At 63.5% G+C, this 15746-nt stretch carries 13 protein-coding genes; 8 read left to right on the top strand and 5 right to left on the bottom strand.

The genetic code is table 11. The features are described 5' to 3' along the window. Window positions 1-3 precede the first annotated feature (3 nt). The 6 genes from VKR55_RS10260 to VKR55_RS10235 all read left to right on the top strand — a co-directional run bounded on the left by VKR55_RS10260 (window position 4) and on the right by VKR55_RS10235 (window position 6947). The gene (locus VKR55_RS10260) at window positions 4-1095 is read left to right on the top strand and encodes an N-acetylmuramoyl-L-alanine amidase family protein (protein ID WP_324402478.1); all 1092 of its coding nucleotides are present in this window, start codon (window positions 4-6) and stop codon (window positions 1093-1095) included. A 156-nt stretch (window positions 1096-1251) separates the two neighbouring features. Beyond that, the gene (locus VKR55_RS10255) at window positions 1252-3042 is read left to right on the top strand and encodes a peptide ABC transporter substrate-binding protein (protein WP_324402476.1); all 1791 of its coding nucleotides are present in this window, start codon (window positions 1252-1254) and stop codon (window positions 3040-3042) included. A gap of 54 nt (window positions 3043-3096) precedes the next feature. Beyond that, complete coding sequence (locus VKR55_RS10250) at window positions 3097-4056, top strand: ABC transporter permease (protein ID WP_324402474.1); 960 nt, start codon at window positions 3097-3099, stop codon at window positions 4054-4056. After that, window positions 4022-4969, top strand: a complete 948-nt coding sequence (locus tag VKR55_RS10245; protein ID WP_324402472.1) for an ABC transporter permease — start codon at window positions 4022-4024, stop codon at window positions 4967-4969. The genes VKR55_RS10250 and VKR55_RS10245 overlap by 35 nt, the downstream gene beginning before the upstream one ends. Next, complete coding sequence (locus VKR55_RS10240) at window positions 4969-5982, top strand: ABC transporter ATP-binding protein (RefSeq protein ID WP_324402470.1); 1014 nt, start codon at window positions 4969-4971, stop codon at window positions 5980-5982. Before VKR55_RS10245 ends, VKR55_RS10240 begins: the two co-directional genes overlap by 1 nt. Beyond that, on the top strand, window positions 5979-6947 hold the full coding sequence (locus VKR55_RS10235; protein ID WP_324402468.1) for an ABC transporter ATP-binding protein: 969 nt from the start codon (window positions 5979-5981) through the stop codon (window positions 6945-6947). Before VKR55_RS10240 ends, VKR55_RS10235 begins: the two co-directional genes overlap by 4 nt. Before the next feature lie 23 nt (window positions 6948-6970). On the opposite strand, the gene VKR55_RS10230 is transcribed toward VKR55_RS10235, so the two are convergent. Continuing rightward, window positions 6971-8575, bottom strand: a complete 1605-nt coding sequence (locus VKR55_RS10230; RefSeq protein WP_324402466.1) for a Na+/H+ antiporter — start codon at window positions 8573-8575, stop codon at window positions 6971-6973. Window positions 8576-8760: 185 nt separating this feature from the next. Between VKR55_RS10230 and VKR55_RS10225 the strand changes: the two genes are divergently transcribed. After that, window positions 8761-10128 (top strand): FAD-dependent oxidoreductase, encoded by a 1368-nt coding sequence (locus tag VKR55_RS10225; RefSeq protein WP_324402464.1) that lies wholly within the window; start codon window positions 8761-8763, stop codon window positions 10126-10128. Here VKR55_RS10225 and VKR55_RS10220 read toward each other — a convergent pair whose 3' ends face one another. Both VKR55_RS10220 and VKR55_RS10215 read right to left on the bottom strand, forming a co-directional pair. Continuing rightward, entirely contained in the window at window positions 10129-10503 is a 375-nt protein-coding gene (locus VKR55_RS10220) for a nuclear transport factor 2 family protein (RefSeq protein ID WP_324402462.1), read from the bottom strand. 130 nt (window positions 10504-10633) lie between these two features. After that, window positions 10634-11683 carry a zinc-dependent alcohol dehydrogenase family protein gene (locus VKR55_RS10215; RefSeq protein ID WP_324402460.1) on the bottom strand — a complete coding sequence of 350 codons (1050 nt, stop codon included), beginning with the start codon at window positions 11681-11683 and terminating at the stop codon, window positions 10634-10636. Between the two features lie 235 nt (window positions 11684-11918). Here VKR55_RS10215 and VKR55_RS10210 point away from each other — a divergent pair, with 235 nt between their 5' ends. Next, on the top strand, window positions 11919-13724 hold the full coding sequence (locus tag VKR55_RS10210) for a caspase family protein (RefSeq protein ID WP_414642335.1): 1806 nt from the start codon (window positions 11919-11921) through the stop codon (window positions 13722-13724). Window positions 13725-13743: 19 nt separating this feature from the next. Here VKR55_RS10210 and VKR55_RS10205 read toward each other — a convergent pair whose 3' ends face one another. Both VKR55_RS10205 and VKR55_RS10200 read right to left on the bottom strand, forming a co-directional pair. Then, window positions 13744-14433: a DUF1345 domain-containing protein gene (locus tag VKR55_RS10205; RefSeq protein ID WP_324402456.1), complete on the bottom strand. Its 690-nt coding sequence runs from the start codon at window positions 14431-14433 to the stop codon at window positions 13744-13746. 100 nt (window positions 14434-14533) lie between these two features. Then, on the bottom strand, window positions 14534-15460 hold the full coding sequence (locus tag VKR55_RS10200; RefSeq protein WP_324402454.1) for a polyprenyl synthetase family protein: 927 nt from the start codon (window positions 15458-15460) through the stop codon (window positions 14534-14536). Window positions 15461-15746: the final 286 nt, after the last annotated feature.

The raw sequence follows: 15746 nt of genomic DNA, 5'->3' as shown, positions 1-15746 counted from the left end.
CGCTTGCGCTCGCGCGTTCGCACATCACGCAGCATCAGCCTGGGCCAATGGCCCCGGCGCGGCGCGATCGTCGCTGCGACAATCTCGCTCACGCTGCTGCCGGTCGGCGCGAGCAAGGCGGGCTGGCTGTCCGATCTCTTCAAGGGCTCCTCCAAGCCGGAGCACAAATCCAGGCAAAAGCACACCACTGCGGCAAAGCCTGCGCATCATCCCAAAGCATCCAGCTCGTCAACGTCCGCTTCAGTGAAGTCGGAGGAGCCGGCCAAGCCGCGCACTGCCGAGAAGCCTGTTGCGGAGAAAAAGGCCGCGACGGGTCCGCGCGCAGCGAAATGCGAGCCGGCGAAATTCCACCTCATCGTCGATGTCGGACACACCAAGAAGTCGGATGGCGCGATGAGCGCCCGCAACGTGCCCGAGTTCGAGTTCAACCTGAATCTCGCAACGCGGCTCGTTGACAAGCTGAAGTCCGAAGGCTTTGCCTGGACCCGGCTGATGGTGACGGAGGGCAAGGCGCGGCCGAGCCTCGCCCGGCGCGTCGCGACCGCCAATAACTCGGGCGCGGACCTGTTCCTGTCGATCCACCATGACTCCGTGCCGGATAAATTCATGGAGAACTGGGAGTTCGATGGCAAGAAGCTGCAATACAGCGATCGCTTTTCCGGCTGGTCGGTGTTCGTCTCCCACGAGAATCCGGATTATGATGACAGCCTGGCGTTTGCCAGAATGATAGGCAAGCGGATGAGCGCACTGCGTCTGCATTTCGCCGACCAGTATTCGCTGCCCGTCATCGGCGTCAGATACCGCCATGATCTCCTGGACAAGGATGATGGCGTCTATCGCTACGACCAACTTATTGTCCTGAAAGACACCCGAATGCCGGCGGTGCTGCTCGAGGCCGGCTCGATCAGCAACCGCGACGAGGAACTGCGGATGGCCTCAACCTCGCGCCAGGACAAGATCATCGGGGCGGTGACATCAGCGGTGAAGGAATATTGCGGGCCGCTTCCCGTTGCCCCGGCGCAGGAGCCGCAAGTGAGCGCCAATCAATCGGCGCCGGACTCCAGTCGGATCGGTGGCGCCTCGCAGAAGCAATGAGGATCGCGATTTAAACTATTGGATGCCGGCTTGCCGCTCACTTGGCCCGGATTCTGCTTTGACAGGACCGGGTCAAGCTGATCCAATTTCTCTCTGACTCCAGGCTTCCGCATGGAGAGGTGAAGTTGAGTATCGGCAACACCGCGGAGCAATCCAATGAACGAGCGGGAACTTCGAAACCTGGTTGGCGACGTCAAGGCCGGGCGCCTGACGCGACGACAATTTGTGCAACGCATGGTAGCCCTTGGCCTCACCGCACCGATGGCCGGGATGATCCTGAGCCAGTCGGGCGTCGCCCAGGCCGCGACTGCGATCCCCTACAAGCCGACAAAGGCCGGCGGGGGCGGCACGCTCAAGCTGCTCTATTGGCAGGCGCCGACGCTGCTCAATCCCCATTTCGCAGTCGGAACCAAGGATCAGGAGGCATCTCGCGTATTCTACGAACCGCTGGCGGGATGGGATGGGGACGGCAATCTGGTTCCGGTCCTCGCGGCCGAGATTCCGAGCAAGGACAATGACGGCCTCAAGGAAGACGGCCTCTCGGTGGTCTGGAAGCTGAAGCAGGGCGTCAAGTGGCATGATGGCACGCCGTTCACGGCCGACGACGTGGTGTTCAACTGGGAATATGCGAAGAATCCCGAGACAGCCGCGGTCACGATCGGCAGCTACAAGGATATCACGGTCGAAAAGGTTGACGATCATGCGGTCCGTGTCGTCTTCGCGAAGCCGACCACGTTCTGGGCCGACGCGTTCGTCAGTGCGATCGGTATGATCGTCCCAAAGCATCTGTTCGCGGACTATACCGGGGGCAAATCACGCGACGCGCCAACCAATTTGAAACCGGTGGGTACCGGCCCCTATCTGTTCGTCGATTTCAAGCCCGGTGACTCCCTCTCGGCCAAGCGCAACCCCGACTATCATCTCCCGAACAGGCCTTATTTCGACACGCTCGAGATCAAGGGGGGCGGCGACGCCGTTTCGGCCGCGCGTGCCGTGCTGCAGACCGGCGAGTATGATTACGCCTGGAACATGCAGGTGGAGGACGAGATCCTGAAGAGGATGGAAAACGGTGGCCAGGGCAAGGTGAAAATCGTTCCCACCGGCAACATCGAGTTCATCGCGCTCAATTTCACCGATCCGACTACCGAGGTGGACGGCGAGCGCGCCAGCGTCAAGACCAAGCACCCGTTGTTCTCCGACCCGGCGGTGCGGCAGGCGATCAACCTTTTGATCGACCGTGCCTCGGTGCAGAAGTTCATCTACGGCCGCACCGGTGTCGCCACCGCGAATTTCGTCAACAACCCCGAGCGCTTCCGTTCGAAGAACACTCACTTCGAGTTCAACATCGACAAGGCCAATCAGATCCTGGAGGCGGCGGGCTGGAAGAAGGGCTCGGACGGCGTGCGTGCCAAGGACGGCAAACAGCTCAAGTTCGTGTTTCAGACATCAATCAATGCGCCCCGACAGAAGAACCAGGCTATCGTCAAGCAGGCCTGCCAGAAGGCCGGCATCGAGGTCGAGCTGAAATCGGTGGTGGCCTCGGTGTTCTTCTCGTCCGATACCGCCAATCCTGACACCTATTCGCATTTCTACTGCGATGCGGAGATGTACACGACGACCATGCTGCAACCCGATCCGGATCGCTTCATGAATCAGTTCGTGTCGTGGGAAGTCGCGACCAAGCAGAACAAGTGGCAGGGACGGAATATCTCGCGCTGGCAGAACAAGGAATATGATGATCTCTACCGCCAGGCCGAGAACGAACTCGACGCCGTGAAGCGCGCGGCGATGTACATCAAGCTCAATGACATCGTGGTCGGCGACAATTATATCCTGCCCGAAGTGTACCGGCCGCGGGTGACCGCCCTGAAAGGCGGCGTGGTCGCGCATCTCAGCGGCTGGGACAACGATCTTTGGCAACTGGCGAGCTGGTATCGGGAGACGTGAACAAACCGCGCCAGACGCCGCCAATGACCGGCCAACCATTGTGAGGGAAGAGCGATGGGCAACTACCTGCTCAGGCGTCTCAGCATCGCTCTTCCCAGCCTGCTCGGCATCAGCCTCATTCTCTTCGTCCTGCTGGCGCTGGCGCCCGGCGATCCCTTCGGCGAGCTTGCGACCAATCCCAACATCCCGCCCGAGGTGCGCGAGGCGCTGCGGCTGAAATTCGGGATGGATGATCCGATTCTCGTGCGCTATCTCCACTGGCTGGTTGCCATGCTGCATGGCGACTGGGGCTTCTCCTTCGCCAGCCGCGTCGATGTCGACACGCTGATCCTGCAGCGCCTCCCGACCACGCTCTATGTGATCGGCACGTCTCAGCTCGTCGCGCTTATCGTCGCGCTCCCGGTCGGCGTCTATGCGGCGATGCGGCCCTATTCGGTGTTCGATCGGATCGCCAACACCGTTGCCTTTATCGGCTTCTCCCTGCCGACCTTCTTCACCGGCCTGTTGTTGATCCTGATCTTCAGCGTCAATCTGGGCTGGCTGCCTTTCGTGTATCGCGCCGACATCACCGCTACCGGCTGGCAATGGTACTGGGAATATATCAAGCAGGCGATCATGCCGGTGACGGTGCTCGGCCTGTTCCAGGGGGCATCCTACACGCGATACGTCCGCGCCGCCGTGCTGGACGTGATCCGGCTGGACTACGTCACGACTGCCCGCGCCAAGGGCCTCGATGAAAGCAAGGTCATCGTCAAGCATGTGGTGCGCAATGCGCTGATACCGGTGGTCACGCTGGTCGCGCTGCAGATGCCGAGCGTGTTCGGCGGCGCCATCGTCACCGAGCAGATCTTCCGCATTCCCGGGATCGGATCGCTTCTGATCAGCGCCATCCTCGCCAACGACACGCCCGTCATCATGGCGGTGACGTTCGTGTTCGCCTGTCTCGTCATTCTCTTCAACCTGTTGGCCGATATCATCTATGGCTGGCTTGACCCACGTATCTCCTACCGTTGAGGCGGCGCCCGCTTCTCGGCCTGCCAGCCGCAAGCGGCGCTTTTCGCCGTGGGGCGAAGCGTGGCGGCGGTTCCGGCGCCATCGCCTCGCCGCTATCAGCGTCGTCGTGCTGGCGTTGCTTGCGCTCTCGATCCTGATCGGGCCGCTGCTTTGGCGCGTGGCGATCGACGATATCGACTTCACCGCCCGCCTGAGCCCGCCGTCATGGGACCATCCGTTCGGCACCGATGATCTCGGCCAGGATCTTTTGGCGCGAATGCTCTACGGCGGACGGATTTCCCTTGCGGTCGGGTTCGCGGCCATGGCGGTCTCGATGTTCTTCGGCACTGTCGTCGGCGCCGTCGCCGGCACTTCGCGAGGCAGTGTGGATGCGGCGCTGATGTGGGTCACCGACCTTTTCCTGTCGCTGCCGCAACTGCCGTTCCTGCTTCTGGTAACGTACCTGTTTCGCGACGCCCTCACGAAGCTGGTGGGTCCGGAGAGCGGCGTGTTCATTCTGGTGGTGCTGGTCATCGGCATCTTTCGCTGGATGACGGTGGCGCGGCTGGTGCGGGCGCAATTCCTGTCGCTGCGCGAGAAGGAGTTCGTCGAGGCCGCCCGTGCGCTCGGCGCGTCCAACCTGCGGCTCGTCGTCAGGCACATCCTGCCGAACGCGCTCGGGCCGGTCATCGTCGCCGGCACCATCGATGTCGCGGCCGCCATCATCGCCGAATCGACCCTGTCGTTTCTCGGCCTCGGCTTTCCGCCCGATACACCGACCTGGGGCCGTCTGCTCTTTGACGGCAAGGACTATCTCGACATCGCGCCGCACTGGGCGCTGTTCGCCGGCGGTGCGATTTTCCTCACCGTGATCGCCATCAACTTCATCGGCGATGGCCTGCGCGATGCGCTCGATCCGCGGAAGGTGATGTGATGGATGCGGTCAATCGCGCAGCGGGCGGCGCGCTCCTCGACATCAGAGGGCTCAAGACGCATTTCAAGACGGACGAGGGCATGGTGCACGCGGTCGATGGGGTCGACCTCTCGATCGGGCACGGCGAGACCGTCTGCGTGGTCGGCGAATCCGGCTGTGGCAAGACGGTCACCGCGCTTTCGATCCTGAAATTGATCGCGATGCCGCCAGGCCGCATCGTCGGTGGGCAGATTCTCTGGCAGGGCAGGGATCTCGTTCCGCTGAATGCGGATCAAATGAATCGCGTTCGCGCCGGCGAGATCGCGGTGGTGTTCCAGGAGCCGATGACCTCGCTCAACCCCGTCTATACGATTGGCGACCAGATCTCCGAGGTAATCCAGCTTCATCAGGGCTTGAGCCGGCGCGCGGCCTTGAAACGCACGATCGAGATGCTGGCCCTGGTGCAGATTCCAAATCCGGCGCGACGCGTCCACGATTACCCGCATCACTTCTCCGGCGGGATGCGGCAGCGGGTGATGATCGCGATGGCGCTGTCCTGCAATCCAAAACTCCTGATTGCCGATGAGCCGACGACGGCGCTCGATGTGACGATCCAGGCGCAAATCCTCGATCTCCTGCAGGACATGAAGTCGCGCCTCGGCATGTCGATCATGCTGATCACCCACGCGATGGGCGTGGTGGCTGAAGTCGCCCAGCGTGTCGCGGTGATGTATGCGGGCAAGGTCGTGGAGGAAGCCCCCGTCGGTCGCTTGTTCGGCAATCCGCGCCATCCCTACACGCAGGGCTTGATCCGCTCGATTCCGCGGATTGATCTCGCCGCCGCCCGCAAGCGGCGGCTCGATACCATAGCGGGCGTGGTGCCGAGGCTGATCGACCCGCCGGTGGGATGCCGCTTTGCGCCGCGATGCCGGCTCGCCGTCGACGAATGCCGCCGTGTTCAGCCGCCGCTTCGCGAAATCGAAGCGGGACACAAGGTCGCCTGCATCCGCGCGGAGGAGACCGCCGTCACATGAGCGAAGCGTTGCTCAGCGTCAGCAATCTGACCAAGGCGTTTCCGATCCGCAGCGGGCTCTTGCAGCGCCAGACCGGGAGCGTCCATGCGGTTGACGGCGTGGATTTCCACGTCGAGGCCGGCGAAACGCTCGGGCTGGTCGGCGAATCCGGCTGCGGCAAGTCGACCACGGGCCGCTGCGTGCTGCGCCTGATCGAGCCGACATCGGGTGACATCCGATTCGACGGCAAGGACGTGCGTGCACTGGACGGCGGTGGGCTGCGTGCGCTCCGCCGCGACATCCAGATCATTTTCCAGGACCCCTATGCCTCGCTCAATCCGCGCATGAGCGTCGGCGCCATCATCGGTGAAGCCCTGATCATCCATCGGCTTGCGAACAGCCGTCGTCAGTTCGACGATCGGGTTGTCGAACTGCTCGAGACGGTCGGCCTGCAGGCGGATCATGCGTCGCGCTATCCGCACGAATTTTCCGGCGGCCAACGCCAGCGTATCGGGATCGCGCGCGCGCTCGCGGTCGAGCCGAAGCTGATCATTTGCGACGAGCCGGTTTCGGCACTTGACGTGTCGATCCAGGCCCAGGTGATCAATCTCCTGGAAGACCTGCAGCAGAAGTTCGGTCTCGCCTTTCTCTTCATCGCCCATGACCTGTCGGTGGTCGAGCATATCAGCCGTCGCGTTGCCGTGATGTATCTCGGCCGCATCGTCGAGACGGCCAAAAGCCGCGATCTCTACGCTTCGCCGAAGCACCCCTATACCGAGGCGCTGCTGTCGGCGGTGCCAATTCCGGATCCGAAGGTCAGGCGTCGGCGCATCCGGCTGGGCGGCGAGGTGCCGAGCCCGATCGCGCCGCCATCCGGATGTCACTTCCACACGCGCTGCCCCATCGCGCAAGGCATTTGCAGCCAGGAGGCGCCGAAGTTGAAGCAGACGGCAAAGGGACATTGGGTGGCCTGTCATTTTCGCTGAGCGTTCACTGGAATTGCGGCGCTTCACACGGAGGCGCGGTATTCGCGGTTGGCGAGGCTTGCTTCCTCGAGATCAAGGTCGCGCTCGATGTGGCGCCGCGTTTCATCGGTGATCTTGCCGTCGCGCAGCATGGCGTGGATGAACTGGCGCTCGGCGGCAATCAATTCGCGCGTGAGCTCGATGCCCGCCGCCGAGACGTCGTGGGTTTCCGGGTCGAGCGTATCGGGCAATTGACTGGCGCGGATTTCGTGCCGCGCCCGCAAGAGGCTCACGGCCTCGTCAGGCAGCTCGCATTTTTCAATCAGGGCATCGAGCGAGCTCAGCGCCGCATCGAGTGCCGCGCGCCGCGCGGCGATTTCAGCTTGATGCTCGGCGACAAGCTCGGCGTGGCCGGCGTTCGCTACGCCGAGCCAGCGCACCACCATCGGCAGGCTGAGGCCCAAGCCCACCAGCGTCACGAAGATCACGCCGAAGGCAATGAACAGCACGAGGTCGCGATCGGGAAAGGCGTCGCCGTTCGCGAGAGCAAGGGGTAGTGCCAGCGCGGCGGCAAGCGACACCGTGCCGCGCACGCCGGCAAAAGACAGGATGAAAACCCATTGCCAGGGTGGCGACGGATCGCGCTGACGCAGGCTCCTGCTCAGCCATCGCGGCAGATAGGTTGCGGGATAGACCCAGACAAAACGCGCGACGATGACGATGGCCGCGACCAGGGCGGTCGCGATCAGGATGTCGTCGAGCGGAAACGCCTTCGACTTCTCGTAGAGAATCCGCATCTGAAAGCCCGTGAGCAGGAACAACAGGCCCTCGATCAGGTAGATGATCAAATCCCAGAAGAAGATGCCTTGCAGGCGCGTCGCGGCGGAAATCCACAGCGGGCCGTTCCAGCTCATATAGAGCCCGCATGCGACCGTTGCGATCACGCCGCTTCCGCCGAGATGCTCCGGTACCCAGTAAGCGAGATAGGGCGTGATCAGCGACAGCGTGATCTCGATCTGCGGGTCGCGCGCATAATGGCGCGTGCGCAGCGAGAGCCAGCCGACGGCGATGCCGAACGCCACTTCGCAGGCGACGATCGCCAGGAAGGTGCCGGTCGCCTTCGACAGCGAAAACGAGCCGGTCGTGATCGCGATCACCGCGAAGCGGTAGAGGATCAGAGCAGTGGCGTCGTTGGCAAGGCCTTCGCCCTCGAGAACCACCAGGATGCGGCGGGGAATGCCGAGCCTGCGGGCGATCGCGATCGGCGCCACCGCATCCGGGGGTGCGACAATGGCCCCCAAGAGGAAGCCCACATTCCAGGGCAGCCCGATCAGGTAATGGGTTGCGGTCGCGACCGCGACCGCCGTGAAGATGACGCAGCCGACCGCAAGCAGGGTGATCGGCCGCAAGCTTCGCTTGAACTCGCGCCAGCTCATAGCGACGCTCGCCGAATAGATCAACGGCGGTAGCACCACCAGCAGCACCAGCTCCGGCGGCAATTCGAGCGTGGGCATTCCCGGCACGAAGGCTAGCGCAATGCCCGAAAGCAGCAGCATGATCGCGGGCGCGATATTGGTCCGCCGGGCGAACCAGGCCGTGCCGGCAAGGACGGCAAGCAGGAACAGAAAGATCTGGAATTTGGCTTCCATGAGCTCTGGTTTGGCAGGGAAGGCCTTCCCCCGTCAACGCGGTCGCCACCCGCACCAGGTTTCACGGCGTATCGATGATGGTGTCGTGAACGCCGCGCGCAAATGTCGCAGAACGGATCCCGCACCCACTCCGTAACAGCCTCAACCTTTCGCGATGGCGGAAGACTAACGGGCAGGAGCTCTTCATGAAGCGGTCCGGCGAGCATGCGATCGTGATCGGCGCCAGCATGGGCGGATTGTTGGCCGCGCGCGCCGTTTCGGAGTTTTATGACAACGTCACTGTCCTGGAGCGCGACGCTTTTCCGGCCTCGGATGTCCCGCGCAAGGGTGTGCCGCAGGGCCGGCATGCCCATGGCCTGCTCGCGCGCGGTCGCGATGTGATCGAGGCCTTCTTCCCCGGCTGGACTGACGAGGTCGTCGCTTCCGGAGGCAGGCGAGGGGACATCGCCGGCGACGTGGGATGGATCGGCCATGGTGTGACGCTGAAATCGGCGCCGAGCGACATGGTCGGCGTGCTTGCCTCGCGTCCCGCGCTGGAAGGCCACGTTCGGCGCCGGCTGCTCGCGCTCTCCAATGTACGTGCGATCGAGAACTGCACCGTGCAGGGCCTGGTTGCAACGAATGACAACGGGGCCATCCAGGGCGTTCGAGTCAGGATCAACGGCGGCGCAGAGCAGGAGCTGCTCGCCGACCTCGTGATCGACGCCGCCGGACGCGGCTCGTCGAGCCCGGCATGGCTTGAGGGGCTTGGCTATGCGCCGCCGGAGGAGGAGCGGATCGAGATCGGCATCGGCTACACCACGCGCCTCTACCGCCGCCACCCGACCGACCTTCGCGGCAAGGTTGCGCTGGTCGTCGCCGGCAGCGGCCCGAACTGGCGCAACGGCGCGGTGTTGTATCAGACAGAAGACTGCTGGATCGTCTCGATCGGCGGCTATCTCGGCGACCATGCGCCCGACGACGAGCAGATGTTCGCGGCCTATGCGCGTTCGCTGCCGACCTCCGATATCTACGACATCGTCTCCCACGCCGAGCCGGTCTCGGATTTCGTCAGCTATCGCTTTTCCGCCAACTTGCGGCGGCGCTATGAGCGGCTGCCGCGCTTTCCCAAGAGCTATCTGGTGTTCGGTGATGCGCTGTGCAGCTTCAATCCGGTCCTTGGACAGGGCATGACGGTCGCCGCACAGGAGGCTTCGCTATTGCGCGAGTGTCTGGCCGAGGCAGGCGACACCGATCTCGCGCGGCGTTTCTTCAATGCGGTGCAGGGCGCGATCGACATTCCCTGGGACATCGCCGTTGGTAACGACCTGCGGCATCCGCAGGTCGCCGGGCCGCGCTCCGCAAAAGTCAAGTTCATCAACTGGTACATCGGCAAGCTGCACAGAGCCGCGCAGTATGACGGCAAATTGGCGACGGCCTTCCTGCAGGTCGCCAACCTCAAGGCGCCGCCCGAGCGGCTGTTGCACCCGGCCATCGTGCTGCGCGTGATGCTGGGCAATCTCGCGCGTGGCCGCGGTGATGCGGCCACGACGAAAATGAGCGCGCAGACCTGACTATTCCCGCAGGTCGTAGCGATAGGATTTCGAGACGATCTGCCAGCCGTCCTCAAGCTTCATCGCGACCAGATAGTCCGTGAAGTAGCGCGGTGGGAGCTGGCAGCGCACCTTGATGAAGGCGGTCTGCTCGTCGGAACGGTCGATGGTGACGATGAAGTCCTCGCGCGGCTTGCCTTCGGCTTTTGCCGACGGCCGTTTCCGGATCAGGCCCAGCCAGTCGGGCACAGTGAGAACCTTCAGCTCGCCCTTTTCGACCCAGCGCAGGTCGGCCGAGGGGTGGAAGACGGCGCCCATCTTGTCGGCATCGCCGTCATAGAGCGCGTCGAAATAGTGGTTGACCACGGCTTCGACAGATGAACGGTCATGGCTCACGATTATTCTCCTCCAACAATTTCGAGATTTCTCAGGTGCGCAATTGCGCACCATAGTTCGATGCTGAGTTTATCATCGGGCCGCGCCTTTTGCGTGGACCCGTTGGCATCCCTGGAATGACTGCTTCGCGTCACATCAAGAACACGCCCTTGCCGTCGACCTGCTTGTCGAACAGCTTGTAGGCCGCCTCGGCCTGGTCGAGTTTCCAGCGGTGGGTGAACAATCTGTCGACGTCGACGCCGCGCTCGACCGAGAAGCGGGCGCATTCGGCCTGGATGATGTTCGAGAAGGTCCATGACGCGATCAGCGTCAGTTGCCGGCGCAGGAGATGCGGGCTGACGTCGATATGGACATTGCCGCCCTCGCCGACAAAGCACATCGTGCCCCACACCTTGGTGGCGCGGATCGCGTTCAGTCGCGCATCCGGATTGCTCGACGTATCGAGCGTCAGATCGGCATAGCGGCCGTGGGTCAGGTCCTTGATCGCCGTCACCGGATCGTTGGAGCCGGGATTGACGACCGCGTCCGCCCCGAACTCCCTGGCGCGATCGAGCCGTTGCTGGCTGATGTCGAGTGCGATCACGCGGCCGCCCATCGCCTTGGCGTATTGGGTGGCCGCCAGTCCGACCGGCCCCTGGCCGAAGATCGCAATGGTGTCGTTGCCGGAGAGGTTCATGCGGCGCAGCGCGCTATAGGCGGTGCCCGAGCCGCACGCGATCGCCGCACCCGCGGAGAACGACAACTCGTCCGGCAGGTTCACCAGCGTATTCGCCGGCACTTTCAGGTAGTTCGCATGCCCGCCATGGGCGTTGTTGCCGTAGACCTTGACCGGCACCTCCTGGCAAAGTTGCTGCCAGCCGGAGCGGCAATGGTTGCACTGGGTGCAGCCCTGATAATGGTGCACCATCACGCGCTGGCCGATCCGCGCCTCCTGCGGTCCAACCGCAGAGCCGATTGCCACCACGACGCCGCAGGGCTCGTGGCCGGCGATCACATGGCCCTCGCGCATCGGAATGCCGCTGGGCTGGCTCTGGCCCTTGGGCCGCCGGTATTGGTGCAGATCGCTGCCGCACATGCCGGAAGCTTTCATTTCGATGACGACCTCGTGCGGATCGGGGCTCGGGTCGGGGAACTGCATCAGTTCCAATTCGCGTTCGCCATGAAACACCACCCCGCGCATCGTTGCCTCCGATCGTCTTGATTGTTCCGCCCATCTTGAACGGAAAAAGTGCATCCGCAAAGAGCGAACCTTTGGGGTCTCCGGCGAGACTTATCATGAGGGAAGCTCCGCGAAAAAACCCAGATTCCACCAAGGTTTGCTTCGTGATCTGGCTCACAACATGCGAATGCTGAGTCTTGCTAGACCATTCCCCGGGGCGGGAGGCCGTCGTGCCGTCGGAGGCGCCGTCATGCGTGTGCGTGGATTGTTGGGATCGCTGAAGTTCTGGCTCGCTGCTCTGCTGATCCTCATCTCTCAGCCCGCTCTTGCCGAAAAGCGCGTGGCGCTGGTGCTCGGCAATGCCGCCTATCAAAACGTGCCGCCGCTCGCCAATCCCGTCAATGACGCCGCACTGATGGCCGATACGCTGCGGCGCGCCGGCTTCGACGTCGTCGATTCCCGCAAGAACCTGTCGGCGCTTCAGACGCGGCGAGCGCTGCGCGAGTTCGCCGACAAGGCCGCCGATGCGGACATTGCGGTGATCTATTACGCCGGCCACGGTATCGAGGTTGACGGCTCGAACTACCTGATTCCGGTGGATGCGAAGCTCGAGCGCGACACCGATGTCTATGACGAGGCGTTTTCACTTGACCGAGTCCTGGTGGCGGCCGAGTCGGCCAAGAAGCTGCGGCTCGTCATCCTCGACGCCTGCCGCGACAACCCCTTTGCCCAGACCATGAAGCGGACCCTGGCGACGCGTTCGATCGGACGTGGCCTCGCCAAGCTCGAGCCGTCGAGCCCCAACACGCTGATCGCCTATTCGGCGAAGGCGGGCTCCACGGCGGAGGACGGCGCAGGCAGGAACAGTCCTTTCACAATCGCGCTGTCCAACCACCTCACGACGCCTGGCCTCGACGTCCGCCGCGCCTTCGGCTTTGTCCGCGACGACGTGCTGAAAGCGACCTCCAATCATCAGGAGCCCTTTGTCTACGGCTCGCTTGGCGGCGACGACGTGCCGCTGGTGCCGGCGCCCGCCACCGCAGCGTCCCCTGCGATCCAGCAACCGGCGCCCAATTCGCAGGCCGACATCCGCCGTGACTATGAGCTCGCGCTCCAGGTCGGCAACCGCGCGGCGTTCGACGCGTTCCTCAAGCAACATCCCGACGGCTTCTATGCGAGCCTCGCCAGGCTTCAGCGCGATAAGTACGTGGCTGACGAAGCCCACGCCGCTGCGGTCGAGAAGGCGAAGCAGGCCGAAGAGGAGCGGCAGCGGCTCGCCGCCGCCGGCGCCGAGAAGGAGGCCCAGGACAAGGCCGAAGCCGATGCGGAGGCCGCCGAGCAGGCGCGGCTCGATGCCGAGAGGGTTCGAGAGGCCACGCAGCAGCAGGCCGCCGAAGCCGAGCGCAAGCGCATGGAGACCGCAACGATCGCGCCCGCCGCCCCGGCGACGGCTGACAAGAAGGTCACCGTGGCGTCGCTCAACCCCGCCCCTGACCAGACCGAGATCACGAAATCCGTGCAGAGCGAGCTGCGCCGCGTTGGCTGCTACGCGGGCAACGTCGACGGCGATTGGGACAATGCCTCGCAGCGCTCGCTGTCGCTGTTCAACCGCAATGCCGGGCTGAAGCTCGACGTCAAGATGGTGAGCGCCGACACGCTGGACGCGATCAAGCAGAAGACATCGCGGGTCTGCCCGCTGGTCTGCCAGCACGGCTTCAAGGCCAACGGCGACCATTGCAGCAGGATCGTCTGTGCCGAAGGTTTCTTCATCAACGACGACAATGAATGCGTGAAGCAGCGGGGCAAGGCCACCGCCACGCGCAACGAGAATGACCGCTCGAGCCGCCATGCGCGCCAGGATCGTCTAGATAGCCGGTCCGATGCCGGCTATGGGGCCACGCCGCGGCGCTCCGAAACGCGGCCATCGCGGGCGCAGGCCCAGGGGTCAGGACAGATTTACTGCGACAACGTCGGCTGTCGTCCGGTCCGGCCTGGCTGCCATCTCGGCTACCACGGTGGCGGCGGCCCCGGCAACATTGCCAATCCGGAGATTTGCAATTAACCGCGCTCGCGATGACGTTTTAACTCGAAATCGCGCTTGCTGCGATGTTGACCATCAGCGCCACGAGCGCGGTGTTGTAGACGAACGCGATGATGCCGTGCACGGTCGCGGTGCGGCGGATGGTCTTGTCGGTGATGCCGACGTCGGAGACCTGCGCAGTCATTCCGATGACGAATGAAAAATACATGAAATCCCAATAGTCGGCGTGATCCTGCGTCTCGCCGCTCGGAAATTGCAGGCCGCCCGGCTTGATGCCGCGGTAGTAATCATGCGCGTAGTGCAGCGCGAAGGCGGTATGCACCACGGCCCAGGACAGCACGATGGTTAAGGTCGCGATCGTAAGCTGCGGCACGGCGTGATGCGTGCCGCCGAGCTCGAACACGATGGCTGCGATGCTGGCGAACGCCCCGACGGCGGTCACCAGCAGGATCAGGAAGCGGCCATCGTCCTGCAGGATGGCGTTACGGCGGATATGGTGGCGGGTGCTCCGCCACATCATGATATAGACCAACACCAGATAGAACGCGGCAAACACATCCCAGCCGATGAGCAGCCGGGTCACCAGCCGCGACGAAGCCGGTAGAGCCAAGAAAGCGACGATGCCGAGCACGATCGAAATGAAGGTGCGCGGTCGCGCATAGACGACCCGCGCCGGCTTCGGCAGCTTGCGGAATCGAAGAACGGCCTCTTCCAGCTCGTTGCCGGGCATCAGTGCCTATGATTCCCAGTTAAAATCCGCGCATGATCTCTTCGGGAAACCTGTTTCCACTTTGCGCTAGCTGTGCAGCCCTCCGGGTCCGGATCATGCGTTAATTCTTGCGCTCCGCGACAAAACGCGAAGTGGCGCGCAGCACGTCGCCCCTGGCGCCGAAGATCGAGAGCGCGGCATCGCCGCGCGCCAGCAGGTCGCGCACGCGCTGTCTGGCGCCGTCGATGCCGAGCTGGGTCACGAAGGTGGTCTTGCCGAGGGCGGCGTCCTGGCCGGACGGTTTGCCCAGCGCCGCCGCGTCACCCTCAACGTCGAGCAGATCGTCGGCGATCTGGAAGGCTTCGCCGAGCGCTTTGCCGTAGTCGTCGAGCGCCTGGTACTCTTTCTCGGACGCCTGGCCGAGCAGTGCGCCGGCGATGCAGCCGAAGCGGAGCAGCGCGCCGGTCTTCATCTGCTGCAGCCGCGCGACATCGACCGGCTCGCGGTCGCCGAAGCGGCCTTCGCCGGCGAGATCGAGTATCTGCCCGCCGACCATGCCGCCGATGCCGGCGGCGCGCGCCAGCGCTCGCGTCAACAGCAGGCGGACCGAGGCATCGCGGTGGATCTCGTCGCGGGTGATGATGTCGAAGGCGAGCGTCAACAGGCCGTCACCGGCGAGGATCGCGGTGGCGTCGTCGGTCTTCTTGTGCAGGGTGGGTCGGCCGCGGCGGAGATCGCTGTTGTCCATCGCCGGCAGGTCGTCATGGATCAGCGAATAGCAGTGGATGCATTCGAGCGCCGCCCCCGCCAGCAGCGCAGCCTCGCGGGGAACGGAAAAAATGGCGGAACTTTCCACCACCAGAAACGGCCGCAGGCGCTTGCCACCGCCGAGCGTCGAATAGCGCATCGCATCCATCAGCCGCTTGGGCCGCGCGATCTCGTCAGCGAGAGGCGCATCGCCCAGAAGCTTTGCGAGCAGCGCCTCGGTATCCTCGGCGGTCTGGTCCAGTCGCTTGGCAAAGTCGGCAGGTGGCGTGGCGGTCGTCATTTACGAAAAGCTCCCAATCGAATTGGCCGGACAATCGTTGATGACGCCGCCCGCGTCAATTGCGCCCAGGCGATCTCCGGGTGCCTTAAAACCGTTGAAAAAATAAGGGATTATCAGACAGATAACGGTCACGCCGAGATATTGAGCCAGAAACCGTCGATTTTGCGCATTGCCCGAAATTTGCTTCTGATCCTGCTGGCCGTGTTGTTGCTGCCCTATTTGCTGGTGCCGCTCTATCGCACCGGCCATCCGGCCTCAGCCTTGATGGCCTGGCGCTATCTGAGGG

The sequence above is a fragment of the Bradyrhizobium sp. genome, from assembly GCF_035309285.1.
In the GTDB taxonomy this organism is placed as follows: domain Bacteria; phylum Pseudomonadota; class Alphaproteobacteria; order Rhizobiales; family Xanthobacteraceae; genus Bradyrhizobium.
The sequence above is the reverse complement of the archived record's forward strand: the minus strand, read 5'-3'. Positions and strand labels throughout refer to the sequence as shown.

Coding starts and splice junctions, on each gene's coding strand:
- VKR55_RS10230 (WP_324402466.1), bottom strand. CDS start 8,575: ATGGAAGCCAAATTCCAGATCTTTCTGTTCCTGCTTGCCGTCCTTGCC.
- VKR55_RS10255 (WP_324402476.1), top strand. CDS start 1,252: ATGAACGAGCGGGAACTTCGAAACCTGGTTGGCGACGTCAAGGCCGGG.
- VKR55_RS10205 (WP_324402456.1), bottom strand. CDS start 14,433: ATGCCCGGCAACGAGCTGGAAGAGGCCGTTCTTCGATTCCGCAAGCTG.
- VKR55_RS10235 (WP_324402468.1), top strand. CDS start 5,979: ATGAGCGAAGCGTTGCTCAGCGTCAGCAATCTGACCAAGGCGTTTCCG.
- VKR55_RS10215 (WP_324402460.1), bottom strand. CDS start 11,683: ATGCGCGGGGTGGTGTTTCATGGCGAACGCGAATTGGAACTGATGCAG.
- VKR55_RS10240 (WP_324402470.1), top strand. CDS start 4,969: ATGGATGCGGTCAATCGCGCAGCGGGCGGCGCGCTCCTCGACATCAGA.
- VKR55_RS10225 (WP_324402464.1), top strand. CDS start 8,761: ATGAAGCGGTCCGGCGAGCATGCGATCGTGATCGGCGCCAGCATGGGC.
- VKR55_RS10245 (WP_324402472.1), top strand. CDS start 4,022: ATGGCTGGCTTGACCCACGTATCTCCTACCGTTGAGGCGGCGCCCGCT.
- VKR55_RS10200 (WP_324402454.1), bottom strand. CDS start 15,460: ATGACGACCGCCACGCCACCTGCCGACTTTGCCAAGCGACTGGACCAG.
- VKR55_RS10250 (WP_324402474.1), top strand. CDS start 3,097: ATGGGCAACTACCTGCTCAGGCGTCTCAGCATCGCTCTTCCCAGCCTG.